Here is a 25,348-nt window from a genome sequence, read left to right as displayed (position 1 = left end):
CGTGCCCTCCGCGCAGTCGGTGCTGGCCAAGGCGACGTCCCTGGGCGAGCGGGGCCGGTTCGACGAGGCGCTGGCCGTCCTCCTCTCCATCGTCGACGATCCCGAGCACGGCTACAGGGCCCTGGTGGAGGCGGCGCGCTTGCAGGCGACGCTGCGCCGGCACGACGAGGCGCTGGGCACGCTGGAGCGCGCGATTCGGCTCCGGCCGAACGATCCGCTGGCCTGGTTCCGGCGCTCGCTGCTCAGGCTGCTGAAGCGCGACTTCGAGGGCGGATGGCGGGACTACGAGACCCGCCTGGTCACCGAGGAGTTCCTCAAGGTCGGCATCGACCCGCCCCAGCTCGCCGGCGTGGTCACCCGCAACGCCCGGCATGAAGACCTGGCCGGCCGCCGCGTGCTCCTGGTCCCGGAGCAGGGTCTGGGCGACCAGGTGATGTTCGCGAGCGTCTTTCCCGACGTCGCCAGGCTGGCGTCCCAGGTCGTCGTAGCGTGCGACGACCGGTTGGCGGGACTCTTCGCCAGTTCATTTCCCGCGAACGTCAGGATCAACGGCCAGGCGGCGCTGTCGCGCTCGGATTTCGAGGTGGCCATCGCGATGGGCAGCGCGCCGCGTCTCTTCCGCAACAGCCCCGGCGACTTTCCGGGAACGCCCTACCTGCGGCCGCGCCCGGAGGTTCAGGCGAAGTGGGCGGAGCGGCTCGGCCCGCGCCCGCCAGGGCTGCGGATCGGCCTGTCGTGGCGCGGCGGATCGGTGGGCACCGGCAGCCGGCGGCGCTCGCTGGAGATCGCCCAACTGAAGCCCGTCCTCAACCTCCCCGGCTGCGAGTTCGTCAGCCTGCAGTATGGCGACGTGGCGGCCGAGATCGCGGCGGCGAACCGCAAGCTGGGCGCGGACATCCGATCGTTCCCGAAGGCCGAGATCGAGGACTACGAGGAGCTCGCGGGTCTCGTGCTGAACCTGGACGCCGTCGTCTCGGTGCAGACGGCGGTCGTCCACCTCTGCGGCGCCCTGGGCCAGGCCTGCCTCGGCCTGCTGCCGGCCAATCCTGAATGGCGCTACGGCCTGACGGGCGAGAGCATGCCCTGGTACCGTTCGGTCCGCCTCTTCCGCCAGGCCGAGCCGGACCAGTGGGAACCGGTGATCGCCGCCGCCGTCGCCGCGTTGCGGTCTAGGCTCTGAGGCTTTTCCAGGGGCCGGTGATCGCCAGCGTCTTGCCGGGCGAATAGAGGTTGAGGAACAGCGTCGAGCCGTCGGGCGAGAAGCACGCGCCCGCCAGCTCGGTGTTCACCGGCTTCACCATCCCCGCGGGTTCGGCGTTGCGGCCCACCGTATAGACCTCGCCCTTGGGCGTGACGGCCTTGAGCTGGTTCTGGCCGAGGCCCTTGTCCTCGCAGACGAACAGGTGGCCCCAGGGCGCGACGGCGATGTTGTCGGCCATGCTGAGGATGTCCGGGTGGTTCGGCTCGACGAAGAGCTGCAGGCGGCCGGGCTGGTCCTTTTCGCCCGCCTTGCCCTCGTGGGGACTGGGGACATAGCGCAGAATTTGGCAGTGGTTGGCCGGGCCGCCGCTGGTGCAGGCGATGAACACCTCGCCGTTGCCGAAGAACAGCCCTTCGCCGCGGGCCAGCAGGACCGCACCCTTGGCCTTGCCCTGCATGCGCAGGTCGTCGCCGGGGCTCTCGGGGTCCTCGATGTCGATCCAGACCGTCTCCTGCCAGTCGCCGACCCGCCAGGACGGCTCCTTCCAGTTGCGGATGTCGAGGTCGCGGGCCTTCAGGCCCAGCGCCTGCAGCCGTCCGCCGGCCAGCAGCCGGTCGGGGTCGTTCGGCAGGTAGCGGTAGAACAGGCCGTCGGCCATGTCCTCGGTGAGGTAGACGATCCCCGTGCGCGGATCGGTGGCCGTCGCCTCGTGGCGGAAGCGGCCCATGGCCTTGATCGGCAGGGGCTCGACCAGGCCCTTGGCGTTCGCCGGCACCTCGAACACCCAGCCGTGGTCCCTGGTCCCCTGGGTTCCCGCCCGCTGGGTGGTCTCCTCGCAGGTCAGCCAGGTGTTGCGCGGCGTCACTCCGCCGGCGCAGTTCAGCATGGTGCCGGCCAGGCTCATGTGGTGGGAGACGAGCTTCTGGGCCCGCAGGTCCCAGACGAGGTTGCTGGTTCCGCCCGCGAAGGGCTTGCCGTTGCGGACGTCGAAGACGCGGTCCGCCGCGACCTTGGCGGCCAGCGCGCCGTCCGCGCCGAAGGCCGAGCGTTCCAGGTCGGCCGGATAGATCTCGTGGTTGCGCACCAGGGCCACGCGCCCCGGCCCGGCCGGGAAGCAGCCCATCCCGTCCATGCGGCCGGGCGTCAGCAGGCCGTCGTCCATCGGCTGACCGAACTCCGAGACGACCTTGTACGAGAAGCCCTCGGGCAGGTCGAAGATCCCCGCCGGATCGGGCTTCAGGTCGCCGTAGCCCACGATCTGGTTGACATAGTCGACCCCCGTTCGGGCGCACGCCTGCGACAGGCCGCCGAAGGCCAGGGTCGTGGCCGCCAGGCCCAGGAAACCGCGACGAGATACGGACATGATTGCACCCCCTGCCGTCGGCGAGCTATCCGCCCAACGTTGCAGCCGGATGACGGAGTCGCCGATCCGCCAGCCTTAGCGGGTGGACCGGCGCCGGCGCCAGTTCTAGGTTCGTCGCAACCTGAGGAGATCCATGTCCGAGCCCGCCGACATCGCCGAGATGAGCTTCGAGCAGGCGCTCGCCGAGCTGGAGCAGATCGTGGCGCGCCTGGAATCCGGTCAGGCGCCGCTTGAGGACTCCATCGCGATGTACAGGCGCGGCTCGGCCCTGAAGGCCCACTGCGAGGCCAAGCTGAACGCCGCGCGCCTGCAGGTCGAGAAGATCACCAGGAATCTGGATGGCTCCGTGGGGGTCGAGCCGGCCGAGTTCGGCTGATGGAGCTCGCCCGGCGCGTGGCCGAAGCCGCCGACCTGGTGACGGTGGCCCTCGACGAGCTCCTGCCCAGGGGCGAGGGGCCCGAGGGGCGCCTCACCGAGGCCATGCGCTACGCGGCGCTCGGGCCGGGCAAGCGCCTGCGCACCTTCTTCGCGCTGGAGACCGGCCGCATGTTCGAGCTGGACGAGCGGCCGGTGCTGCGCTCGGCCTGCGCGCTCGAGTGCATCCACGCCTACAGCCTGGTCCACGACGACCTGCCGTGCATGGACGACGACGACGTGCGCCGGGGTCGGCCCACCGTGCACAAGGCCTATGATGAGGCCACCGCCGTGCTGGCCGGCGATGCGCTGCAGACCGCCGCCTTCGAGATACTGGCCCACCCGGACACCCATTCCGACGGGGCGATCCGGGCCGAGCTTGTCGCGCGCCTGGCCCACGCCTCGGGCGCCCGCGGCATGGCCGGCGGCCAGATGATCGACATCCTGGGCGTGCGCGACGACCTGGGCGGGGTCGCGCGCATGCAGCGGCTCAAGACCGGCGCCCTGATCGCCTGCGCCTTCGAGCTGCCGCTGGTCCTGGCCCGGGCCAAGGAGGCCGAACGGCACGCGCTGATGGCCTTCGCCCACGACCTGGGCCTGGCCTACCAGATCGTCGACGACCTGCTGGACGCCGAGGGCGACGCCCACGCCATGGGCAAGGCCGCCCGCAAGGACGCCGAGAAGGGCAAGGCCAATTTCGTCACCCTGCTGGGCGTGGACGCGGCGCGCGAGCGCCTGGGCCTGCTCGCGGACCAGACGAAATCTCACCTGGATCCATTCGGGAACCGGGCCGATTTCCTGCGGGCCAGCGTGGATTTCGTGCTAGAGCGCCGACAGTAGCCGCAACGTCACGCCTCGTCACCTATGCCCCCCGTCACGCCCCTGCTCGACAAGGTCCACTCGCCCGCCGACACGCGCGGGCTCTCGATCGCCGAGCTGCGCCAGCTGGCTGACGAACTGCGCGCCGAGACCATCGACGCCGTCTCCCAGACGGGCGGCCACCTGGGCGCGGGCCTGGGGGTGGTCGAGCTGACCGTCGCCCTGCATCACGTCTACGAGACGCCCAAGGACATCCTGATCTGGGACGTGGGCCACCAGGCCTATCCGCACAAGATTCTCACCGGCCGCCGGGACCGCATCCGCACCCTGCGCCAGGGCGGCGGCCTTTCGGGCTTCACCAAGCGGGCCGAGAGCGAATACGATCCCTTCGGCGCGGCCCACGCCGCCACCTCCATCTCGGCCGCCCTCGGCTTCTGCGCCGCCCGCGACCGCGAGGGCCGGGACAACAAGGTGGTGGCCGTCATCGGCGACGGCTCGATGAGCGCCGGCATGGCCTACGAGGCCATGAACAACGCCTACGACACGACCAGGCAGCTCACCGTCATCCTGAACGACAACGACATGTCCATCGCGCCCCCGGTGGGCGGGATGAGCGCCTACATGGCCAGGCTCGTGTCGGGCGGCGGCTATCAGTCCCTGCGCAACATCGGCAAGGCGGTCTCCAAGGCCTTCCCGCGCCCGATCCAGGAGGCCGCCCGCAAGGCCGAGGAATTCGCCCGGGGCATGGTCACCGGCGGCACGTTCTTCGAGGAGCTGGGCTTCTACTACGTGGGCCCGATCGACGGGCATGACATGGATGCCCTGGTCCACGTCCTCCAGAACGCCCGCAAGATCGACGACAAGCCGGTCCTCGTCCACGTCGTCACCCAGAAGGGCAAGGGCTACGCCCCGGCCGAGAACGCCGCCGACAAGTATCACGGCGTGGTCAAGTTCGACGTGGTCACCGGCAAGCAGGCCAAGGGCCAGGCCCACGCGCCCAGCTACACCAAGGTCTTCGCCCAGGAGCTTGTGAAGCACGCCGAGCGCGACCCGGCGATCATGGCCATCACCGCGGCCATGCCCTCCGGCACCGGCCTCGACCTGTTCGGCGAGCGCTTCCCCGAGCGGACCTTCGACGTGGGCATCGCCGAGCAGCACGCGGTGACCTTCGCCGCGGGCCTCGCCGCCGACGGCATGAAGCCGTTCTGCGCGATCTATTCGACCTTCCTGCAGCGCGGCTACGACCAGGTGGTCCACGACGTGGCCATCCAGGGCCTGCCGGTCCGCTTCGCCATCGATCGCGCGGGTCTGGTGGGCGCCGACGGCCCGACCCATGCGGGCTCCTTCGACCTGGGCTTCATGGGCCAGCTTCCCGGCATGGTCATGATGGCCCCCGCCGACGAGGCGGAACTCGCCCGGGCCGTCGCCACGGCCGTGGCCATCGACGACCGCCCCTCGGCCTTCCGCTATCCGCGCGGCGAGGGCGTCGGCGTCGAGATCCCGCCGCTGGCCGACCCGCTGGAGATCGGCAAGGGCCGCATCGTGCGCGAGGGGACGGCGGTGGCCATCCTGTCGCTGGGCACACGCCTCTCGGAGAGCCTCCGGGCCGCCGACCTGCTGGCCGCGCGCGGCCTCTCGGCCACCGTCGCCGACGCCCGCTTCGCCAAACCGCTCGACCTCGACCTGCTGCTGCGGCTGGCCCGCGAGCACGAGGCGCTGATCACGGTGGAGGAGGGCGCGGTGGGCGGCTTCGGCGCCTTCGTGCTGCATGCGCTGGCCGAGCACGGCGCCCTGGACCGCGGCCTGAAGGTGCGCACGCTCACCCTGCCCGACGTCTTCCAGGATCACGACAAGCCCGAGGCCATGTACGCCCAGGCGGGCCTCGACGCCGAAGGCATCGCCCGCGGCGCGCTCAACGCGCTGGGCGTGGACAACGCCGCCGCGAAGGGGCGCAGGGCCTAGGCGCCCCGGCAGATCTCCAGGAACCGGCGGCCCTCGGCGGGCGCGGCCGGCAGGTGCGTGCGCCGCGCGCCGACGCGGACCGACAGAGGTTCGCCCGCGGCGAAGCGCCCGAGGGCCGGATCACCGGCGCTGGTCGTCGCCTCGACGATATAGCCGTCGGTGATCATGTCGGGCTGGGCGAGCGCCTCGTGGCGGGAGGAGGTGCGTCCGGCCTCCAGGACCATCACCGGCCGGTCACGCTTGTCGAAGTCGATGAGGCTCACCAGCACCGCGTCCGACTGCGGCCGGCAGGCGAGCATCAGGATGATGTTGTCGGTGTCCTCCTGACCGAACGCCAGCTTGGCTTCGTCGGGACTTTCGGTGAGCCCCCAGGCCATCTGCGGCCCCGGGGGGGCGGGCGCGACCGGATGGGCGCAGGCGCCGAGCGCCAGGGCGGCAAGCAGGCTGGAAAGGCTACGGCGGCGCATGGCGCTCCCTCGATAGGTTAACGCCGGCGCCGCCGCATTGATCCCGGTCAGGTCTCAGAAGGGCGAGAAGCGCTCGATCAGCGACTGGCCCGCCGGCGTCTTCTGGACCCGGCTGATGTCGCCCCGGCCGCCGTAGCTGATGCGCGCCTCGGCGATCTGGGTGTGGCGGATGGTGTTGGAGGCCGAGATGTCCTCGGGCCGCACGATGCCCGCCACGGTGAGCTGGCGGATGTCGTTGTTGGTGCGGACCTCCTGGGTGCCCTGGATCGTCATGTTGCCGTTGGGCAGGACGCCGGTGACCACCGCGGCGATGGTCAGGCTGATCTTCTCGGCCCGGTTCACGGCGCCCGCGCCGGCGTTGGCCGTCTTGGAGCCGACCTCGATGGCGTTGGCCGGGTCGTACTCGCCCGGCAGGATGCGGCCCAGGCTGGATTCCAGGCCCAGCAGGTGCGGGAAGCCCGCGGTCGTGCCCGAGGTCCGCGAGCTGGTCGTCGAATTGATCGTCTTGGCGCTGTCGTCGATGTCGATCTGCACCGTCAGGATGTCGCCCACACGGCCGGCCCGCTGGTCGGCGAAGAAGGTGCGCGCCCCGGCCCGCCACAGCGAGTTGGCGCTGGCCGGGATCGGGGCCGGCTCGCGGACCGAGGCCAGGGGCAGGACCTGCTGCTCGCGCGGCACCAGGGCGGCGGGGTAGCCCACCGGGGCCAGCTCGGGGCCGCGGACGGCCTCGGTCACCGTGGAGCAGGCGGCCAGCGAGGCGGCGAGGGGGGCCAGGGCGGCAAGCGCGGTCAGGCGGATACGCATGGGGGCTTCCTTCAACGGAGCGCGACGCGGGTGGAGCGGTTGAGGCGGAGCATGTCGGCGGCCGGGCCCACGGCCGCCTGGCCGGGTCCGGTGACGACCGCCTGCACGATCTTCTTCGAACTGGGGTTCTGGACGTTGATGGTCTCGCCCACGCCGCCGCCGCTGAGGGCCTTGGCCTGGAGGGCGAGCGAGACGCCGTCGGCGTCGTAGGTCAGGGTCACGACGTCGCCCGCCTTGACCACGGCCAGCGCCGCCACGTCGCGGGCGGCGACCGGCGCGCCGGCGCGCAGCGGGCGCTTGGCCGCCAGGCCGATCACGGCGTCCGGATCGTTCGGCGCGTCGGCCGGGGCGGCGGCGGCCTTGCCCCAGACGAGGTCGGTGGGCTGCACCACCTCGCCGGCGGAAAGACTGCGGGCCCAGGTCAGCACCTCGACGTTGCCGCGCTGGGCGTTGCCGCGCTGGGCGGCGGCCGCGGGCGTTCCCCCGCGCACCACGATCTTGCGCAGGCCCTGGGCGTTGGCCCAGTCGAGCCCGGCCCGGCGGGCGGCGGCCTGCACGAGGCCGGCGTCCAGCATCACGCTGCCGCCGGTCCGGGCGGCCACCGGGACCTGGCCGGCGGCGCCCGCGCCGTCGAACAGGTCGCCCAGGGTCACGATCCCGTCGGCGTCGGCCGGGTCGGCCCTCAGCGTCACCGGCTGGCCCGCGAGCGCGGGGCCCGCCAGGGCCGCGATCAGAACCGCCAGGGAGGGGGCGAAGAGGCGCATGGCTTACGACTTCACCTGGTTTGCGGTCGCCAGCATGTTGTCGGCGGTGGAGATGACCTTGGAGTTCATCTCGTAGGCCCGCTGGGCGACGATCAGGGCGCTGATCTCGGCCACCGCATCGACGTTCGAGGCTTCGGTGTAGCCCTGCATCAGCTTGCCGACGCCGTTCTCGCCCGGCACGCCGGTCGTGGGCGGGCCCGAGGCGGCGGTCTCCTTGAAGAGGTTGGCGCCCTGGGCGGCCAGGCCGCCCTCGTTCAGGAAGGTGGCCAGCTCGAGCTGGCCCACCACGTTGGGCGCCACCTGCCCGGCGGTGGTCACCTGCACCTCGCCGCTTTCCGAGATGGCCACGTCCACCGCGTCCTGCGGGATGGTGATGGCCGGCTGGATCTGGAAGCCGTCCTGGGTGACGAGCTGGCCCTCGTCGTTGACCGCCAGGTTGCCGGCCCGGGTGTAGGCCGTCTCGCCCGAGGGGAGCAGGACCTGGAGGAAACCCCGGCCGTTGATGGCGACGTCGAAGTCGTTGTCGGTGCGGGTGAGCGTGCCCTGGGTGTTGATCCGGTAGACGCTGCCGGCCTTCACGCCCGCGCCCACCTGGACCCCGGTCGGCACGATGGTGCCCTGGTCCGAGGACTGCACCCCCGCCGCCTCGAAGGTCTGGTAGAGCAGGTCCTGGAACTCGGCGCGCTGACGCTTGAACGCCACCGTGTTCATGTTGGCGATGTTGTTCGAGATGACCTCGACGTTGAGCTGCTGGGCGGCCATGCCCGTCGCGGCTGTGCGGAGCGCCTGCATCGGTCGCTACTCCCTTACTGCACCCGCCCCAGGCGCTCGACGGAGCGGCGCGAGAGGTCGGCTTCGGAATCCATCATCTTGGCGGTCTGTTCGTAGGCCCGGCTGACCTCGATCATCCGGGTGATCTCGAGGATGGCCTGCACGTTCGAGCCTTCCAGCATCCCCTGTCGCAGGCGCGCCTCGGTCGCGGGCTGGGGGAACAGGTTCGAGGTGTTCTGGTAGAGGTTGTCGCCCACCTTCTCGAGGGCGCCCAGGGTCTCGAAGGTGACGACGCCGATCTTGCCGATCCGCTCGCCGTTCTGGGTCACCACGCCGTCGGCCGAGACGCCGACCGGGCCCTTCTCGGGGTCGATGGTGATCTCGCCGCCGCCGTCGTCCAGCACGGGCGCGCCCGACTGGGTGGTCAGGCGGCCGATCTCGTCGGTGCGGAAGCGGCCGTCGCGGGTGAACCGCTCGCCGTCGTCGGCGCGCACCCGGAAGAAGCCCTGGCCCTCGATGGCCAGGTCGAACTCGCCGTCGGTCCTGCGCAGGGCGCCCTGGCCGAAGTCGCGGGCCACGCCGTCGGCGGTGACGAACTTCACCGGCTTGGGCCCGCCCAGCGTCATGGCCGGCGCCTGGGGGTCGGTCTTCTGCATCAGCGACTCGACCTTGAAGCCGGTCGTGTCGAGGTTGGCGATGTTGTTCGAGATGATGTCCATCTCGCGACGGAGCACCATCTGGCGCGACAGTCCGACGTAGAGGGCGTTGTCCATCTTAACGGCCAGGCCTTGGAAAGCGACTTTCTCGCCGTCGTCGCTGCAAGCTTCGGGCCAACCCGAAAATCCAAGGAAATCCAGCGACTAATAAAGTTAACGGGCGCCGGGCGGCGGAAAATGCCGGGTAGCCTTGGCCGGCGTTAAGGTCCGTTAAAAACCGCTTCTTAACCAAACGGCGGCATGCGTGGACGGGCTAGGATTCTAAGGAACGCGCGCGTGGCCAAGGACAAGGTCAAGGAAGCGCCCGAGGGCGAGGCTCCCGCCGAGGGCGAGGAGGGCGAAGGCGCGCCCGGCAAGAAGAAGCTTCCGCTCAAGCTGATCATCATCGCCGGCGTGGCCGCCGTGCTGGTGCTGGGCGGCGGCGGGACCGCGGCCTTCATCTTCCTGAAGCCCAAGCCGGACGAGGCGGCCGCTCACGGCGAGGCCAAGGGCAAGGAGAAGAAGAAGGAAAAGAAGGGCAAGGAGGAGAAGGGCAAGGAAGGTGAGGACGGCGGCGCCGGCGGCCAGGTCCGCGAGGGGCCCGACGGGGTGGTCTTCTACACCCTGCCCGACGTGGTGGTGAACATGCAGACCGCCGATGGCCGGCCCACCTTCCTGAAGCTGAAGCTCACCCTTGAGCTGCCGGACGAGTCCGCGGTCGAGGAGCTCGATCCGAACATGCCGAGGCTCCAGGACATGTTCCAGAGCTTCCTGCGGGAGCTGCGCCCCGAGGACCTGGCCGGCAGCCAGGGCTCCTACCAGCTGCGCATGGAGATCCTGCGCCGGGTGAACCTGGTGATCGCCCCCTCCAAGGCCAACGCCGTCCTCATCGAGGAGATGCTGATCAACTAGGGCCCGCCCTGGCTGACGTTCCCGACCATGAGCGAAGACACCGAACTCCCTCCCGAAACCGAGGCCGCCGAGGGCGGCGACGACGCCGGCTGGGCCCAGGCCAAGCCGGGCGGCGGCGGCGGCGAGAGCCTGATCGGCTCGGAGCGCATCCTCAATCAGGACGAGATCGACAGCCTGCTGGGCTTCGACCTCTCGGACGACGAGCTGGCCGAGCGCACCGGCATCCGGGCGATCATCAACTCGGCGCTGGTCTCCTACGAGCGCCTGCCGATGCTGGAGATCGTCTTCGACCGCCTCGTGCGGTTGATGACCACCTCGCTCCGCAACTTCACCTCGGACAACGTCGAGGTCAGCCTCGACAACATCAGCTCGATCCGCTTCGGCGACTACCTGAACTCCATCCCGTTGCCGGCCATCCTGTCGGTGTTCCGCGCCGAGGAGCTGAACAACTACGGCCTGCTGACGGTCGATTCGAACCTCATCTACTCGATCGTGGACGTGCTGCTGGGCGGCCGGCGCGGCACGGCGGCCATGCGTATCGAGGGCCGGCCCTACACCACCATCGAGCGCGTGCTGGTCCAGCGGATGGTCGAGGTGGTCCTGGCCGACGCCCGCGAGGCGTTCGAGCCCCTGACGCCCGTCACCTTCACCCTCGACCGCCTGGAAACCAACCCCCGCTTCGCCGCCATCGCCCGGCCGGCCAACGCCGCCATCCTGGTGAAGCTGCGCATCGACATGGAGGACCGTGGCGGCCGCATCGAGCTCCTGCTGCCCTACGCCACCCTCGAGCCCATCCGGAAGATGCTGCTGCAGCAGTTCATGGGCGAGAAGTTCGGCCGCGACAACATCTGGGAAAGCCACCTCGCCACCGAGCTCTGGACCACCAACCTCGAGGTCCGCGCGGTGCTCGACGAGCAGCAGATCAGCCTCCAGCGCGTGCTGGACATGAAGGTCGGCGAGACCCTGATGCTGAACGCCACGCCCGACAGCCTGATCGAGCTTAGGGCCGGGACCATTCCGCTCACCCGCGGCCGCATGGGCCGCCGCAACGCCCACATCGCCGTCCGGGTCGAAGCGCCCCTGACGCCCCACGCCCGCCGGGCCATCACGAGGACCTCATGAGCGCGATCGCCATCGTCATGAACCTGCTGCTGGCGGGGCTGCTGGTCGCGGCCCTGACCCTGGGCCTGCGCCTGAACCGCCGCCTGAAGGCGCTGCGCGACAGCCAGGACGGTTTCGCCACCGCCGTGGCCGAACTGAACGCCGCCGCCGCCCGCGCCGAACAGGGCCTGGCCGACTTGCGCGCCGCCACCGACGAAGCGACCGACGAGCTCGCCGACCGCATCGAGAAGGGCCGCGCGCTCGCCGCCAAGCTGGAGCGCCTGGTCGCCCAGGCGCCCGAGCAGGTCCGCGCCGCGCCCGAGCCGGATCGTGACGCCGAGCGCCGCCTGGGCGCCCTGCTGGCCGCCGCCCGCGATGCCCGCGCCCGGCCCGAACGCCTGGTCCGGCCGGAACCCCGGGTCGCCTCCCGGCCGGCCAGCCCGGACGACGACCTCTTCGAGGACGCGCCGCTCACCCTCGACAGCTTCGGAGGCCGCCGGTGAAGTCAATGCCGCGCATCCTGCCGCTGGTGGGGCTGGCCGCCGGGGGCGTGCTGGCCATCAACGCGCTCGCCGGCGCCCGCGACCTGCCCGAGTTGGTTTCGGGCGCGCGCGCCTTCGCCGAGGAGGCCGTCAAGGGCGGCAAGGACGACGCCAAGGATCCCAAGGACAAGGCCGCGGCCAAGGAGGGCGAGGCCGCCACCGGCGAGGCCAAGGACGCCGCCGCCACCCTGCCGCCGCCCGCCATCGCGCCCAAGCCGGTCTGCGCGCCCACCGCCGCCGAGCTCGCCAAGCAGGCGGGTCTGTCCCCCGCCGAGCTGCAGGTGCTGCAGAGCCTGGGCGATCGCCGGGGCCAGCTCGACAAGCGCGAGGACGACCTCAACACCCAGCTCGCCCTGATGGCCGCGGCCGAGGCCAAGCTGGACGCCAAGATCAAGGCCCTGAACGGCCTGAAGGGCGAGGTCCAGGGCCTGCTGACCCAGGCCGAGACCAAGGAAGCCGCCGAGATCGACCGGCTGGTGAAGGTCTTCGAGGGCATGAAGGCCAAGGACGCCGCGCCCCGCTTCACCGCCCTCGACGAGAGCGTCCGCCTGCCGATCGCCGCCAAGATGAAGGAGCGCTCGCTCTCGGCGATCATGGCCCAGATGCCCGCCGCCGAGGCCAAGAAGCTGACCGAGGGGCTGGCCAAGCGCTTCACCGACGCCCAGGCCGCCGCCGCCAAGGCCCAGGCGCTGGCCCAGAACGGCCCCCAGAACGAGGCCCAGCCGCCCGTCGCCAAGGCGCCCCAGCCGCGCCAGCAGGCGAAGGCGCCGGCCGCCGCTCCGCCCGCCAAGGCCGGGTAGCCGATGCGCCTGCGCCAGGCCCTGCGCTCCGGCGTCGCCGCCGCCTGCATCGCCTCCGTGGCGGCGCCGGCCGGCGCGGTCGCGCCCGCCGCGGAGGCCCTGGCCAAGAGCGCCCTGGAGGTCCGCGTGGCCCAGGCCGAGACGTTCTCGCGCCTGGAATTCCACTGGAAAGGCACGGCCGCGCTGAGCCACGCGCGCGAGGGCCAGGCCCTGGTGCTGACCTTCAGCCGCGACGCCGATCCCGACATCTCGCGCCTGCGCACCTCGCCGCCCCGGTGGATCAAGACCGCCGAGAAGCGCCATGCGGGCGGCCGGCTGCAGCTCGTCATCACCCTCGCCGACGACGCCGACGCCAAGATCGGGACCGCCGACGGGATCGCCTACGTCAACGTCTTCGAGAAGCCGCCCGCGCCCGAGGCTCCGCCCATCGAGGCCGCCCAGGCCGAGCCCGAGGCGCCCCGGCCCAATCCCGTCCCGCCCGGCGGGGTGGTGCGCATGGCCGCGAGCGTGGCCGCCGGCCAGGCGCAACTCGCCTTCACCTGGGCCAATCCGGCCGGCGCCGCCGTCTTCCGCCGGGGCGATGCGGTGTGGGTGGTGTTCGACGCCCCCGCCACGCTCGACGTCTCGGCCGCGCCGAAGGGGCTGAAGCAGTTCACCGCCGTCCAGGCGTTCAAGGGGCCCGACCACGCCGCCGTCCGGATCGAGGCGGCCCGCGATGTGCCCGTCTTCGCGGTCGCCGTGGGGAACACCTGGACCATCGCGCTGGGCCCCGGCTCCCAGGCCCAGCCCGGCCTCGTGCGCCTGGGCCGCGACGCCGCCGGCGGGCCGCCGGTCGTCAAGGCCCCGGTGGCGGGCGCCACCCGCGTCATCCGGATCGCCGACCCGGCGGTGGGCGACATCCTCACCGTGGTCACCGCGCTGGGCCCGCCGAAGGGCGTCCCCAGCCGCCGCGACTATGTGCAGATGGCCGTCCTGCCCTCGATCCAGGGGCTGGCGGTGGAGTCCTTCATCGAGGACCTGGCCGTCGAGCGCGACGGCGACATCGTCCGCCTGGGGCGGCCCGACGGCCTGACACTGTCGCCCGCCTGGGCCAGCCGCGACCGCGACCAGGCGGCGCTCGGCGCGCCGAAACCCGCCGCCATGCCGGCGTTGATTTCCGAGGAGTGGAAGCGCACCGGCGAGGGCGGCTTCCTCGCCCGCTACGCCGCGCTCACCGCCTCGGCCGCCGCCGAGGGCGCCAACAAGGACCGCGAGGCCCCGGTGGCCGCGCGCATGGCGCTCGCCCGCTTCCTGCTGGGCTCGGAGCTGTCGTTCGAGACCATCGGCGTCCTCAACGACCTCGCCCGCGAGCATCCCGAGATGCTCGACGATCCCGAGTTCCGCGGCCTGCGCGGCGTCGCCCGCGTGCTGGCCCGCCGCTACAAGGAGGCCGAGGCCGACCTCTCGGCGCCGCCGCTCGCCGACGACCCGTCCAGCGCGCTCTGGCGCGCCTATGTCTCGGCCCAGCTCGCCCACTGGCCGGACGCGCGGGCCCAGTTCGGCAAGGGCGTCGAGGCCTACGGCCTGTTCCCCGCCGCCTGGAGGGCCCGCTTCGCCCGCGCCGAGGCCCAGGCGGCATTGGCCCAGGGCGACCTCGTGGGCGCCGAGGCCCGGGTGCGCATGGCGCTGCAGGAGAAGGCCGGCTCGCTGGAGGAGCTGCACAGCCGCCTGCTCCAGGCCCGGGTCGTCGAGCTGCAAGGCAACAAGGACCGGGCGCTGAAGATCTACACCGCCATCGCCCGCGCCCCGGTGGACGCGCTCTCGGCGCCGGCCCTGCTGCGCGCCACCCAGATCAAGCTGGAGACCGGCAAGCTCACCCCGCTGCAGGCGGCCACGGTGTTCGACAACCTGCGCTACCGCTGGCGCGGCGACGCCACCGAGCTCGAGACCATCCGGGCGCTCGGCGCCCTCTATCTCGGCCAGGGCCGCTACCGCGAGGCGCTGGAGGCCCTGCGCACGGCGGGCGGGCGGCTGCCGGACCTGCCGGAATCCCTCCAGCTCCAGGCCGACCTCTCGGCCGCGTTCCGCGCCCTTTTCCTCGACGGCATGGCCGACGGGCTGGAGCCGGTGCAGGCCCTGGCGCTCTTCTACGACTTCAAGGAACTGACCCCGATCGGCGCGGACGGCGACCTGATGGTGCGCAAGCTGGTCCGCCGCCTGGTCGACGTCGACCTCCTGCCCCAGGCGGCCGAGCTGCTGAAGTACCAGGCCGACAACCGGCTGGATGGCGTGGCTCGCGCCCAGGTGGCCACGGACCTGGCGCTCATCTACCTGATGGACCGCAAGCCGGAGGCGGCGATCCAGACCATCAACGCCTCGCGCACCACCATCCTGCCGACGGCCCTCAACAACGAGCGCCGCCTGATCGAGGCCCGGGCCTGGATGGGCGTCGGGCGCTACGAGAACGCCCTGGAGATCATCGAGCGCGACCGGTCCCGGGAGGCCGACGACCTGCGCGCCGAGATCACCTGGAAGCAGAAGAACTGGGCCGCCGCCGGGCCGCTGTTCGAGAAGGCCCTGGGCGAGCGCTGGAAGAACCCCGAGGCCCTGACCTCGGACGAGGAGGGCAAGCTGCTCCGCGCGGGCGTCGCCTACAGCCTGGCCGGCGACGACGCCTCGCTCGAGCGCCTGGAGCGCCAGTACGCGAGCTTCTACGAGAAGGCCAACAACCCCGAAGCGCTGAAGATCGCGCTCTCGGGCTCCCCGACCGGCCGCCTCAGCGTGGGCGACTTCAGCCGGGTCAGCGCCGACAACGAGGCCTTCGCGGGCTGGGTGGCCAAGATGAAGACCCGCTTCAAGAGCCGGCCCTCGCCGACGGGCAAGGCCGCGCCCGCCGCGACGAAACAGGCCCAGGCTCCGGCTGCGGCCAAGCCCGCCGCTGCGCCCGCGGCGAAGGGCTAGCTTCGACGTTAATTCATGGAGGCCGCCTTGCTCCTCCCCCTTCGGGGGAGCAGAAGGAGACCCACGCCGCCGTAGGAGGCTCGGCCTTAAGGCGGTGGAATCTAGCCCCCGGCGCCCCGCTGGAAGCTCTCGACCAGGCTGCCGCAGACCAGCCGCCAGCCGTCCACCAGCACGAAGAAGATCAGCTTGAAGGGCAGGCTGACCACCGAGGGCGGCAGCATCATCATGCCCATGCTCATCAGCACGCTGGCGACCACCAGGTCGATGACCAGGAAGGGCACGAAGAGCAGGAAGCCGATCTCGAAGGCCCGCTTGAGCTCGCTGATCATGAAGGCCGGAGTCACGACCCGGAGCGGCACGTCCGACATCTGGGCCGGCCGGGGGATCTTCGACAGCCGCACGAAGAGCGCGAGGTCCTCCCGGTCGACCTGGGAGAGCATGAACTGCTTCACCGGCCCGCCCGCCGCGTCGAAGGCCGCCGGCAGCTCCATCTGCTGGTCCAGCAGCGGCTTGATGCCGTCCTGGTACGAGCGCTCGAAGGTCGGGCCCATGACGATGGCGGTCAGGAACAGCGACAGCGAGATGACCACGGCGTTCGGCGGGCTCTGCTGGAGCCCGAGCGCCGTGCGCAGCAGCGAGAGCACGACCACGATCCGCACGAACGAGGTGGTCATGATGACGATTGACGGCGCCAGCGACAGGACGGTGAGCAGGCCCACGAGCTGCACGACGCGTTCGGTCAGGCCGGCGCCGGTGCCAAGGTCGATGTTCACCGCCTGGGCGGCGGCCGCGGCCGGGAAGATCAGGGCGGCGAAGGTGGCGGCGGCGGCCAGCAGCGCGGCCCGCTTCCAGTCCTCGGCCGGAAGCTGGCGGACGGCGGCCAGGAGATCGCGCAGCATCAGCGGGCGTCCGTGGGCAGTTCGGCCACCAGCCGGCCCTCGCCCAGCAGCAGCAGGCGTTCGCGGCCGTCGCAGTCGACGATGACCAGGCGCCGGGCCGGATCGAGCACCAGCGTCTCCACCACCTTCAGCCGCCGATCGCGCTTCTGGGGGGAGCCGAACCGGGCGAGCGCGCCGGGTCCGTAGCGGCGCAGCGCCACCGCCGCGGCCCCGATCAGGCCGAGCGTGACGGCGAGGGCGAAGATGGCCTGGAGGAAGTCGGAGAAATGCATGCTCGACGCTTCTGCGGCGGGGTCCTGCCGGCAAGAGCGCCCTGAGTCCCTTAAGAGGCGATTAACCCTGTTTGTTCACCATGACAGCCATGAACCTGGCCGAGATTCCGCTCTTTGCGATGCTGCGCGGCCGGCTCGGCTACCTGTCCGAGCGCCAGAAGGTCATCGCCCAGAACGTGGCCAACTCCGACACGCCAGGCTACGTCGCCCAGGACCTGAAGCCCTTCGCCGTTCAGGTTCAGGCGCAGTCGCCGACCCTGATGGCCGCCACCCAACCCGGCCACATGCATCCGAAGAACGAACGACGCGGCGCGGGCGCCGCCTACAGGCCCGTCGCGACGCCCGGCTCCGAAACCACGCTCAACGGCAACGCCGTGGTGCTGGAGGAGGAGATGATGAAGATGTCCGAGGCGCGCATGAACTACGACGCCGCAATCGGCTTCTACCAGAAATCCCTCAACATCCTGCGTACGGCCGCCCGGCCGGTGCAGCGCTGATCGGCCGGGGAGGCTCACGCATGGCCGAACGTCCCATCGCCAACATCGCCCAGGCCGTGGCGGCCTCGGCGCTGCGCGCCCAGCAGGCGCGGATGCGGATCATCGCCGAGAACCTGGCGAACGCGAACTCGACCTCCAGGACCCCCGGCGGCGACCCCTACCGGCGCCAGGCCCCGGTGTTCGAGCCGACCAAGGTGTCCGGCGGGCGCGGCGTGAAGATGGTCCGCGTGGAGGCCGACCAGACCGACTTCCGCACCGAGTACGATCCCGGCAACCCGTCCGCCGACGCCAAGGGCTATGTGAAGCTGCCCAATGTGAACACCCTGGTCGAGGCGCTCGACATGCGCGAGGCCCAGCGGGCGTACGAAGCCAACCTCAACGTCATCGAGACGGCGCGCGCCATGGAGATGCGCACCCTCGATCTCCTGAAGAAGTAGGGAGCCCTAGGCCATGATGACCGCGCTCGCCGCCGCCAAGGCCTACGCCTCCACCCAGAAGAGCCTGGGCGTCGAGACCGGCGCCGGCGCGGGTCCCGCCGCCGCGGCGGCCGGCGGCGGCTTCGGCGACATCCTCAAGGCGACCATGAGCGACGCGGTCTCGGCGTCACGCCACGCCGAGACCCAGATGGCCGCCCAGGTGCAGGGCAAGGCCGAGCTGGTGGACGTGGTCACGGCCATCTCGGCCGCCGAGGCCAGCCTGGAGACCGTGATGGCCGTCCGCGACCAGGTGATCAGCGCCTACAAGGAAATCCTGCAGATGCCGATCTGAGCGCGCAGCGACTCATCCCGGCGAAGGCCGGAATCCAGCCGCCCGCTCAGGTCCGACTATCGAATGACCGCGCAGGCCACTCGCGCCCCGGCGCCGCCGATGGGCTGGGTCATGTGGTCGTCGGCGTTGGCGTGCACGATCACGGCCGAGCCGTCCGCGTCGCGCAGGGCCGAAAGCGTCGTCAGCGTCGTATAGACCTCGGCCGCCGCCGCGCCGTCGGCGCCGGCGTGCAGGTTCGGCAGGTCGCCGGTCTCGTTGGCGGCGGGGTTGAGCAGGCCGTGGACCCGGTCGCCGCCGCCGTGGGTGTGGCCGCCCGCCGAGGTGAAGTCGCTCTTCGAGCAGTCGGCCTTCTCGTGGAAGTGCAGGCCGTGCCAGCCGGGCGCCAGGCCCTTGGCCTCGATGCGCATGAACACGCCCTTTGGCGCCTCGGTCAGCGTGACCGCACCCACGGTCTGGCCGGCGGCGTTCTTCAGGTCGGCGGTGACGCCGGGGTTCTGGGCCTGGGCGGCGGAGGCGGCGAGGGCGGCGGCGGCCGCGAGCACGATCAGGGGACGACGCATGGCTCTACTCCGGTCTGGGAAGGACCCCTTCATAACGCGCGGGCCGGGCGCCGGGGAGCCATGAACCGTGCTAGGCCTTGGCCATGGCCGGTCCCTTGATCGAACTTGAGGCGGTGGGCAAGCGCTACGGGACCCACGCGGCCCTGGACGGCGTCAACCTCGCCGTCGGCGCGGGCGAGTTCGTGGCCCTGGTGGGCGGCTCGGGCTCGGGCAAGACGACGCTGCTCAAGACGATCAACGGCCTGGTCGCTCCCGATGTCGGACAGGTCCGCGTGGCCGGGGACGACGTCGGCGCCGCCGAGCCCCACCGGCTGCGCCGACGCATCGGCTACGTCTTCCAGGAGGTCGGCCTCTTCCCGCACATGAGCGTGGCCGAGAACATCGCCGTCACGCCCTCCCTGCTGGGCTGGGACAAGGCCCGCGCGGCGGCCCGCGTGGAAACCCTGCTCGAGCTCGTGGACCTGCCCCCCGCCGTGGCCGACCGCGCGCCCGCCGAGCTCTCCGGCGGCCAGCGCCAGCGGGTGGGCGTGGCCCGGGCGCTGGCGGCGGAGCCCGCCCTGATGCTGATGGACGAGCCCTACGGGGCGCTCGATCCGCTCACCCGCGACGCCCTGGGCGCCGACTACCGCCGCCTTCACGACCGGCTGGGGCTGACGACCGTCATGGTCACCCACGACATGGCCGAGGCCGTGCTGTTGGCCGACCGGCTGGTGGTGCTGGCTTCGGGACGGATCGCCGCCGACGGCTCGCCCGCCGACCTGCTGGCGGACGCCGCCGATCCCGAGGTCCGGGCCCTGCTCGAAGCTCCGAGGCGCCAGGCCGCACGCCTCGCCGAACGGTTCGGGGCATGAGCCCGCGTCTCGCCGCCGCCGTCGAGCGCCTGCCGGAGTACCTCGCCTGGCACGTGCTGCTGAGCGCCGGCGCCCTCGTGCTGGGCGTGGCGCTCAGCCTGCCGCTGGCCATCGCCGCGGCCCGCAGCGCCCGCCTGCGCTGGCCGGTCCTGGCGGCGGCCGGCCTCATCCAGACCATCCCCAGCCTCGCGTTGCTGGCGCTGTTCTTCCCGCTGCTGCTGGCGCTCTCGGCGCTTAGCGAGGCCGTCGTCGGGCGCGGCTTCTCGGCCCTGGGCTTCCTGCCCTCGCTCTTGGCGCTGACCCTCTATTCCATGCTGCCGGTGCTCCGGAACGGCGTGGCCGGGATCGAGGGCGTGGACCCCGCCATCCGCGAGGCCGCCGACGGGGTGGGCATGACGCCCCGCCAGAAGCTGCTGCGGGTCGAACTGCCGCTGGCCGCGCCCGTCATCATGGCCGGCGTGCGCACGGCGGCGGTCTGGACGATCGGGGCGGCGACGCTCTCCACGCCCGTCGGCCAGACCAGCCTCGGCAACTACATCTTCGCCGGCCTCCAGACCGAGAACTGGGTGTTCGTGCTGTTCGGCTGCGCGGCCTCGGCGGCCCTGGCGCTTGTCGCCGACCAGCTTCTGGGCCTCGTGGAGAGCGGGCTCCGACGGCGCCGCCGGGCGCTGGTCTGGGCCGGAGCGGCGGGCCTCGCCCTGGGCGTCGCGCTGGCCCTGCTGCCGCTCGCCGGCTTCGGCCGCCCGGCGTCCTACGTCGTGGGCGCCAAGAACTTCTCCGAGCAGTACGTCCTGGCCGAGCTGATGGCCGACCGGCTGGAGCGCCAGGGCGCCCGCGCCACGCTGAAGGAGGACCTGGGCTCGGCCGTCGCCTACCGGGCGCTCGCGGCTGGCGAGCTCGACGTCTACGTGGACTACTCGGGCACGCTGTGGACCAACGTGCTCGCCCGCACCGACCATCCCGGCCGCCAGGCGGTGCTCACCCAGCTCACGGCCGAGCTGGAGCGCCGCGACGGCGTGCGGGTGCTGGGCTCGCTGGGCTTCGAGAACGCCTACGCCTTCGCCATGCGCGCCGATCGGGCCAAGGCCCTGGGGATCGCCTCCATCGAAGACCTCGCCCGCCAGGCCCCCGGCCTCGCCCTGGGTTCCGACCTGGAGTTCCTGTCGCGGCCCGAGTGGAAGGCGGTCGAGGCCGCATACGGGCTCCGGTTCCGGAGCGCCACGACCTACCAGCCCACCTTCATGTACCGCGCGCTCGCGGGCGGGCAGGCGGACGTGATCTCGGCCTTCTCGTCCGACGGCCGCATCGCCGCCGACCGGCTGGTGACGCTGACCGACCCCAGGGGCGCCATCCCGCCCTACGACGCCGTGGTGCTGGTCTCGCCGAAGCGCCGGGACGATCCGGCCCTGCTCGCGGCGCTCGCGCCCCTGATCGGCAAGATCCCGGTCGAGGCCATGCGCGCGGCCAACTACAGCGTCGACCGCGACGCCGGGAAGCTGACCCCGGCCGAGGCCGCCCGCCGCCTGGAGAGGGACCTCGGGCTCTAGGCAAATCCTGCCCACCGGTAGGCGTTCGTTAACCATGTCCCGCCGACAGTCCGGAAAGGCGGGACGAGCCCGCGTCTCCAGCGTTTTCGAGGAGCTCCCATGAACGGCGCCGAGGTTCTGGACGTCGGTCGCGACGCCATCTGGCTGACCATCCAGCTGTCGGCGCCGGTGCTGATTGTGGGCCTGGTGGTGGGCGTGGGCATCGGCCTGCTGCAGGCGCTCACCCAGGTCCAGGAGGCCACCCTGGTCTACGCGCCGAAGATCGTCGCCATCTTCATCTCCCTGCTCGTCTTCCTGCCGTTCATGGGCGCGCTGATGAGCGGCTTCATGCGCCACATCGCGGCCCGCATCGCGGCCATGTGAGCGGGGGCGCGGGAAGCCCCATGGAGTCCTACGCCACCGCCCAGCAGGTGTTCGCCGCCGGCCTGGTCTTCGCCCGCCTGGGGGCCATCGTCATGCTGATCCCGGGCATCGGCGAGACCTTCGTGCCGCCGCGCATCCGCCTGTCGTTCGCGCTCGCCCTGGCGCTGATGCTCTATCCGCTGCTGTCGCCCACGGTCCCGCCGTTGCCGGCGACCACCGGCGCCCTGGCCGGCGAGGTGATCCGCGAGATTCTGATCGGACTGCTCATCGGCGGCATCCTCCGGATCTTCATGATGTCGCTGGCCACGGCGGGCGAGCTCGTGTCGCTGAGCACGACGCTGTCCTTCGCCCAGACGGTGAACCCCGCCATGGGCCAGCCGACGCCGACGCTCTCCACCTTCCTCGGCCTGATGGGCATCGTGCTCATCATGACGACGGACCTGCACCACCTGTTCCTGGCCGCCATCGTCCGTTCTTACAGCCTGTTCCCGTTCGGCCAAGGCGTGCCCGTGGCCGACGCGGGCCAGCTCGCCGTGCGGACGCTCAGCCATTCGTTCGCGCTCGGCGTCCAGCTCGCCGCGCCGGTGATCGTCTTCTCGATCATCTTCAACGTCGCCGTGGGCCTCGTGGCCCGGGTCATGCCGCAGTTCCAGGTGTTCTTCGTCGCCACGCCCCTCATGGTGCTGTTCGGCCTGTCCATCTTCTCGCTCAGCCTGGGCGTGATCGGCATGGTCTGGCTCGACCGCTACCGTGAGCTCCTGGGGACCTTCCTGCCCCCATGAGCGAGGACGCCGGCTCCAAGACAGAAGCCCCGACACCGCGCAAGCTCAGCCAGGCGCGGGAGAAGGGCGACGTCGCCAAGACCCCCGACCTGGCCTCGTTCGCCGTGCTGGCGGGCACGGCGGCGGCCATCGCCGTCGCCGGCGGCTGGCTGGCGCGCGACCTGGCGGCCGACCTCGTACCCTTCCTCGCCCACCCGGACCAGATCTCGCTGGAGGGGCGGGGCGGCATGCAGGTGGCGCGTCAGGTGATCCTCGCCGTCCTGCCGGGGCTGGCGATCGTGCTGGGGACGGCCATGATCTGCGGGGTGGGCGCCAACCTGATGCAGACCGGCCTGATGTTCACGGCCGAGAAGCTGAAGCCCGACCTCAAGAAGGTCTCGCCGCTGGCGGGCCTGAAGAAGATGTTCGGGCTCGACAGCCTGATGCAGTTCCTCAAGTCCCTGGTGAAGGTGGTGGCGACCGGCCTCCTCGCCTGGTGGGTGCTGAAACCCTTCCTGCCCGAGCTCGCCAACCTCTCGGCCGCCGACCCCATGGCCATGCTGCCCTTCGCGGTCGACATCCTGAAGCGGCTGGTCTTCTCGGTCGCGGGCCTGGCCCTCGCCGTCGCCGGCGCCGACTGGTTCTGGCAGCGCTTCCGCTTCATGGAGAAGCAGAAGATGACCCGCGAGGAGGTGAAGGACGAGTTCAAGCAGACCGAGGGCGACCCCCATGTGAAGGGCCGCCAGCGGCAGATCCGCATGGAGCGCGCGCGCCGCCGCATGATGCAGGCCGTGCCCACGGCCACGGTGGTGGTGATGAACCCGACCCACTACGCCGTCGCGCTGAAGTACGAGGCCGGGGAAAGCGCCGCGCCGCTGTGCGTCGCCAAGGGCCTGGACGCCCTGGCCCTGAAGATCCGAGCCGTCGCCGAGGAGGCGGGCGTGCCGGTGGTCGAGGACCCGCCGCTGGCCCGCGCGCTCTACGCCGCCGTCGAGGTCGAGGAGATGATCCCGCCCGCCCACTACGAGGCGGTGGCCAAGATCATCGGCTTCATCCTGAACTCCGCCAAGACCCGCCGTCCGCCCGCGCCCCGGCCATTCTAGAGGCCCGTCGTGCGGCGCCTAAGCCCTTGTGACACAATGCCGAAGACCGAATCGCCGGAGGGGCCGCAGCCCGCCATGGCCGAGCCGCCGTCCAAACCCCGGGCCCACTTCGACCTCCTGACGGGGGCCGCGGTGCTGTTCTTCCTGATGGCCGTGGCCTTCGCCGCCGCGCCGGCGCTCGACGCCGGGCCCGGCACGCTCGCCAGCATCATGCTGCTGATCGGCCTCGCCGGGGTGGCCACGCTCGGCCTCTTCGTCCTGCGCACCGGCGCCGAGCCGGCGCCCGACAGCGAGGCGGGCGCCGAGGCCTTCCTCCAGGCCCTCGACGAGCCGGCCGCCATCGCCGCGCCCGACGGCCGCCTGTCGGTCGCCAACCCGGCCTGGCGCGAGGCCATGGGCCCGGCCATGCGCCTGCCCAAGAACGGCGCCGCCGCCGCCAGCCTGTTCGGGGCGCTGGCCGCCGCCCGCCGGGGCGAGCTGGGCCGCGCCGCCCTCAGGGTCGCCGGCGAGGAGCGCCAGGCGCTGATCTCTCCTGTCGGCCCGCGCCGCTATCTCGTGCGCCTGACGGGGCAGGGCGGGGCGCTGGCCCTGCCGTCGGCGGCCATGGAGGTGCTGACCGCCTTCTCCACCGCCAAGGCTCCGCCCCCCAAGGTGCTGGACGCCTTCGCCGCGGCCTCTCCCTTCGGCGCGGCCCTGCTGGACGGCGAGGACCCGTTTCTGGCGGTGATCGTCGAGGCCAACCCGGCGCTGAAGGCCGTGGCCGGCGGCGGCCAGGTCGGGCAGGCGTTCGGCGACCTGATCGAGCCCGCCAGCCGCGCCGACGCCGCCCAGCGGCTGGCCGACGGCAAGGGGCCGCTGGAGGTCCGGCTCGCCAGCGACCCGACCCGCATCGCCCAGCTCTACCTGTCCAGGAGCGACGGCCGCTGGGTGGCCTATCTCGTGGACGTCTCCGAGCAGAAGCAGATCGAGCAGCAGCTCGCCCAGAGCCAGAAGATGCAGGCCATCGGCCAACTCGCCGGCGGCGTGGCCCACGACTTCAACAACCTGCTCACCGCCATCCTGATGCAGCTCGACGTGCTGGCGACGCGCCACCCGGTGGGCGATCCGTCTTACGAAGGCCTGAACGAGATCAAGCAGACCTCGATGCGGGCCGCCGACCTCGTGCGCAAGCTGCTGGCCTTCTCGCGCAAGCAGACCGTGCAGCGCGAGATCCTCGACGTGGGCGAGATGATCAGCGAGTCCGAGGTCCTGCTGCGCCGCCTGCTGCAGGAGGACATCAAGCTCGTCACCGACTACGGCCGCAACCTGCCCCACGTGCGCGCCGACCGGGCCCAGCTCGACACCGCCATCATGAACCTGGTGGTCAACGCCCGGGACGCCATCAAGAGCCACGGCGGCGGGGTGATCCGCATCCGCACGGCCCGCGTCACCCAGGAGGAGGCCCGCAACCTCGGCTATCCGCAGGCCCAGGGCGACCAGGCGATGATCGAGGTTTCGGACGACGGTCCGGGCGTCCCGCCCGAGGCCCTGGACAAGATCTTCGACCCCTTCTTCACCACCAAGCCGGTGGGCGAGGGAACGGGCCTGGGGCTGGCCACCGTCTACGGCATCGTCAAGCAGTCGGACGGCTACATCGCGGTGGATTCCAAGCCCGGCGAGGGCGCCGCCTTCCGCATCTTCCTGCCGGTCCACGTCCCCGCGGCCGTCGTGGCCCCCGCTCCCGAGCCGATCGCCAAGCCCAAGCGGCCCGCCGCCCGCGACCTCTCCGGGGCCGGCCGCATCCTCTTCGTCGAGGACGAGGACGCCGTGCGCGGCGTGGCGGCCAAGCTGCTGCGGGCCCGCGGCTACGAGGTGATCGAGGCCGCCAGCGGCGAGGAGGCCCTGGAGATCGCCGAGACCCACGCCGGCGAGATCGACCTGATGATCTCCGACGTGGTGATGCCAGGCATGCAGGGCCCCGACCTCCTGAAGCAGGCCAGGCCCTACCTGGGCGCCGCCCCGGTGATGTTCATCTCGGGCTATGCCGAGAGCGAGTTCTCGGACCTGCTGGAGGGCGAGCGCAACGTCTCCTTCCTGCCCAAGCCCATCGACATCAAGACCCTGGCCGAGCGCGTGAAGCAGGAACTGCAGAAAGCGGCCTGATGCTTGCGCTGAGCCGCGGGCGCCTCCAAA

The 25,348-nt window shown here is 71.7% G+C and carries 27 protein-coding genes; 18 read left to right on the top strand and 9 right to left on the bottom strand.

Annotated features, from left to right (window positions below; translation table 11 throughout):
• Window position 1 precedes the first annotated feature (1 nt).
• Window positions 2-1,180 carry a tetratricopeptide repeat protein gene (locus ACK4TT_RS00450; protein ID WP_409635836.1) on the top strand — a complete coding sequence of 393 codons (1,179 nt, stop codon included), beginning with the start codon at window positions 2-4 and terminating at the stop codon, window positions 1,178-1,180.
• On the opposite strand, the gene ACK4TT_RS00445 is transcribed toward ACK4TT_RS00450, so the two are convergent.
• Complete coding sequence (locus ACK4TT_RS00445; RefSeq protein WP_410212102.1) at window positions 1,170-2,564, bottom strand: alkaline phosphatase PhoX; 1,395 nt, start codon at window positions 2,562-2,564, stop codon at window positions 1,170-1,172. The genes ACK4TT_RS00450 and ACK4TT_RS00445 overlap by 11 nt on opposite strands.
• Before the next feature lie 133 nt (window positions 2,565-2,697).
• On the opposite strand from ACK4TT_RS00445, the gene ACK4TT_RS00440 reads away from it, so the two are divergent.
• Genes ACK4TT_RS00440 through dxs form a run of 3 tightly spaced genes read left to right on the top strand, consistent with a single transcriptional unit; the run spans window position 2,698 to window position 5,759 of the window.
• Window positions 2,698-2,940 (top strand): exodeoxyribonuclease VII small subunit, encoded by a 243-nt coding sequence (locus ACK4TT_RS00440; protein ID WP_409635842.1) that lies wholly within the window; start codon window positions 2,698-2,700, stop codon window positions 2,938-2,940.
• Window positions 2,937-3,818, top strand: coding sequence for a polyprenyl synthetase family protein (locus ACK4TT_RS00435; protein ID WP_409636126.1), 882 nt, complete (start codon window positions 2,937-2,939; stop codon window positions 3,816-3,818). Before ACK4TT_RS00440 ends, ACK4TT_RS00435 begins: the two co-directional genes overlap by 4 nt.
• 24 nt (window positions 3,819-3,842) lie before the next feature.
• Window positions 3,843-5,759, top strand: a complete 1,917-nt coding sequence (gene dxs / locus ACK4TT_RS00430) for a 1-deoxy-D-xylulose-5-phosphate synthase (protein ID WP_409635845.1) — start codon at window positions 3,843-3,845, stop codon at window positions 5,757-5,759.
• On the opposite strand, the gene ACK4TT_RS00425 is transcribed toward dxs, so the two are convergent.
• Genes ACK4TT_RS00425 through flgF form a run of 5 tightly spaced genes read right to left on the bottom strand, consistent with a single transcriptional unit; the run spans window position 5,756 to window position 9,338 of the window.
• Window positions 5,756-6,226, bottom strand: coding sequence for a hypothetical protein (locus ACK4TT_RS00425; RefSeq protein ID WP_409635848.1), 471 nt, complete (start codon window positions 6,224-6,226; stop codon window positions 5,756-5,758). The genes dxs and ACK4TT_RS00425 overlap by 4 nt on opposite strands.
• 54 nt (window positions 6,227-6,280) lie before the next feature.
• The gene (flgH, locus tag ACK4TT_RS00420; protein ID WP_409635851.1) at window positions 6,281-7,030 is read right to left on the bottom strand and encodes a flagellar basal body L-ring protein FlgH; all 750 of its coding nucleotides are present in this window, start codon (window positions 7,028-7,030) and stop codon (window positions 6,281-6,283) included.
• 11 nt (window positions 7,031-7,041) lie between these two features.
• Entirely contained in the window at window positions 7,042-7,794 is a 753-nt protein-coding gene (gene flgA, locus ACK4TT_RS00415; protein ID WP_410212101.1) for a flagellar basal body P-ring formation chaperone FlgA, read from the bottom strand.
• Window positions 7,795-7,797: 3 nt separating this feature from the next.
• Window positions 7,798-8,586, bottom strand: a complete 789-nt coding sequence (gene flgG / locus ACK4TT_RS00410; protein ID WP_409635857.1) for a flagellar basal-body rod protein FlgG — start codon at window positions 8,584-8,586, stop codon at window positions 7,798-7,800.
• Between the two features lie 14 nt (window positions 8,587-8,600).
• Entirely contained in the window at window positions 8,601-9,338 is a 738-nt protein-coding gene (gene flgF / locus ACK4TT_RS00405; RefSeq protein WP_409635860.1) for a flagellar basal-body rod protein FlgF, read from the bottom strand.
• 219 nt (window positions 9,339-9,557) lie between these two features.
• Here flgF and ACK4TT_RS00400 point away from each other — a divergent pair, with 219 nt between their 5' ends.
• From ACK4TT_RS00400 to ACK4TT_RS00380, 5 genes are read left to right on the top strand one after another with little or no spacing between them, the layout of a single operon-like run.
• Entirely contained in the window at window positions 9,558-10,172 is a 615-nt protein-coding gene (locus ACK4TT_RS00400; RefSeq protein ID WP_410212100.1) for a flagellar basal body-associated FliL family protein, read from the top strand.
• A 27-nt stretch (window positions 10,173-10,199) separates the two neighbouring features.
• Window positions 10,200-11,294: a flagellar motor switch protein FliM gene (gene fliM / locus ACK4TT_RS00395; protein ID WP_410212099.1), complete on the top strand. Its 1,095-nt coding sequence runs from the start codon at window positions 10,200-10,202 to the stop codon at window positions 11,292-11,294.
• On the top strand, window positions 11,291-11,776 hold the full coding sequence (locus ACK4TT_RS00390) for a DUF6468 domain-containing protein (protein ID WP_409635869.1): 486 nt from the start codon (window positions 11,291-11,293) through the stop codon (window positions 11,774-11,776). The genes fliM and ACK4TT_RS00390 overlap by 4 nt, the downstream gene beginning before the upstream one ends.
• A gap of 5 nt (window positions 11,777-11,781) precedes the next feature.
• Window positions 11,782-12,615, top strand: coding sequence for a MotE family protein (locus ACK4TT_RS00385; RefSeq protein ID WP_409636129.1), 834 nt, complete (start codon window positions 11,782-11,784; stop codon window positions 12,613-12,615).
• 3 nt (window positions 12,616-12,618) lie between these two features.
• Window positions 12,619-15,555: an endoglucanase gene (locus tag ACK4TT_RS00380; RefSeq protein WP_410212098.1), complete on the top strand. Its 2,937-nt coding sequence runs from the start codon at window positions 12,619-12,621 to the stop codon at window positions 15,553-15,555.
• A gap of 101 nt (window positions 15,556-15,656) precedes the next feature.
• Here the strand turns inward: ACK4TT_RS00380 and fliP are convergent, their stop codons facing one another.
• Window positions 15,657-16,454 carry a flagellar type III secretion system pore protein FliP gene (gene fliP, locus ACK4TT_RS00375; RefSeq protein WP_409635875.1) on the bottom strand — a complete coding sequence of 266 codons (798 nt, stop codon included), beginning with the start codon at window positions 16,452-16,454 and terminating at the stop codon, window positions 15,657-15,659.
• Window positions 16,454-16,726: a flagellar biosynthetic protein FliO gene (locus ACK4TT_RS00370; protein WP_409635878.1), complete on the bottom strand. Its 273-nt coding sequence runs from the start codon at window positions 16,724-16,726 to the stop codon at window positions 16,454-16,456. Before ACK4TT_RS00370 ends, fliP begins: the two co-directional genes overlap by 1 nt.
• Window positions 16,727-16,806: 80 nt before the next feature.
• On the opposite strand from ACK4TT_RS00370, the gene flgB reads away from it, so the two are divergent.
• The 3 genes from flgB to ACK4TT_RS00355 are packed head-to-tail and all read left to right on the top strand — an operon-like array spanning window position 16,807 to window position 17,991.
• Window positions 16,807-17,223 (top strand): flagellar basal body rod protein FlgB, encoded by a 417-nt coding sequence (flgB, locus tag ACK4TT_RS00365; protein WP_409636132.1) that lies wholly within the window; start codon window positions 16,807-16,809, stop codon window positions 17,221-17,223.
• A gap of 20 nt (window positions 17,224-17,243) precedes the next feature.
• Window positions 17,244-17,660, top strand: coding sequence for a flagellar basal body rod protein FlgC (gene flgC, locus ACK4TT_RS00360; protein WP_409635881.1), 417 nt, complete (start codon window positions 17,244-17,246; stop codon window positions 17,658-17,660).
• A gap of 13 nt (window positions 17,661-17,673) precedes the next feature.
• On the top strand, window positions 17,674-17,991 hold the full coding sequence (locus tag ACK4TT_RS00355) for a flagellar hook-basal body complex protein FliE (RefSeq protein WP_410212097.1): 318 nt from the start codon (window positions 17,674-17,676) through the stop codon (window positions 17,989-17,991).
• A gap of 56 nt (window positions 17,992-18,047) precedes the next feature.
• Here the strand turns inward: ACK4TT_RS00355 and ACK4TT_RS00350 are convergent, their stop codons facing one another.
• Complete coding sequence (locus ACK4TT_RS00350) at window positions 18,048-18,539, bottom strand: superoxide dismutase family protein (protein WP_410212147.1); 492 nt, start codon at window positions 18,537-18,539, stop codon at window positions 18,048-18,050.
• Between the two features lie 95 nt (window positions 18,540-18,634).
• On the opposite strand from ACK4TT_RS00350, the gene ACK4TT_RS00345 reads away from it, so the two are divergent.
• The 6 genes from ACK4TT_RS00345 (at window position 18,635) to cckA (ending at window position 25,318) form a co-directional block, all read left to right on the top strand.
• Window positions 18,635-19,402 carry an ATP-binding cassette domain-containing protein gene (locus ACK4TT_RS00345; protein ID WP_410212096.1) on the top strand — a complete coding sequence of 256 codons (768 nt, stop codon included), beginning with the start codon at window positions 18,635-18,637 and terminating at the stop codon, window positions 19,400-19,402.
• Complete coding sequence (locus ACK4TT_RS00340) at window positions 19,399-20,949, top strand: ABC transporter permease/substrate-binding protein (protein WP_409635890.1); 1,551 nt, start codon at window positions 19,399-19,401, stop codon at window positions 20,947-20,949. Before ACK4TT_RS00345 ends, ACK4TT_RS00340 begins: the two co-directional genes overlap by 4 nt.
• A gap of 99 nt (window positions 20,950-21,048) precedes the next feature.
• Complete coding sequence (fliQ, locus tag ACK4TT_RS00335; RefSeq protein WP_409635893.1) at window positions 21,049-21,312, top strand: flagellar biosynthesis protein FliQ; 264 nt, start codon at window positions 21,049-21,051, stop codon at window positions 21,310-21,312.
• A gap of 20 nt (window positions 21,313-21,332) precedes the next feature.
• Window positions 21,333-22,094 carry a flagellar biosynthetic protein FliR gene (fliR, locus tag ACK4TT_RS00330; RefSeq protein ID WP_410212095.1) on the top strand — a complete coding sequence of 254 codons (762 nt, stop codon included), beginning with the start codon at window positions 21,333-21,335 and terminating at the stop codon, window positions 22,092-22,094.
• The gene (flhB, locus tag ACK4TT_RS00325; RefSeq protein ID WP_409635899.1) at window positions 22,091-23,176 is read left to right on the top strand and encodes a flagellar biosynthesis protein FlhB; all 1,086 of its coding nucleotides are present in this window, start codon (window positions 22,091-22,093) and stop codon (window positions 23,174-23,176) included. The genes fliR and flhB overlap by 4 nt, the downstream gene beginning before the upstream one ends.
• 36 nt (window positions 23,177-23,212) lie before the next feature.
• Window positions 23,213-25,318, top strand: a complete 2,106-nt coding sequence (cckA, locus tag ACK4TT_RS00320) for a cell cycle histidine kinase CckA (RefSeq protein ID WP_410212094.1) — start codon at window positions 23,213-23,215, stop codon at window positions 25,316-25,318.
• The last annotated feature ends 30 nt before the right edge of the window (window positions 25,319-25,348 follow it).

It is taken from the genome of Phenylobacterium sp. (assembly GCF_046463815.1).
GTDB lineage: Bacteria > Pseudomonadota > Alphaproteobacteria > Caulobacterales > Caulobacteraceae > Phenylobacterium.
Note: the sequence above shows the minus strand (reverse complement) of the source record. Positions and strands in the feature narration are given on the sequence as shown.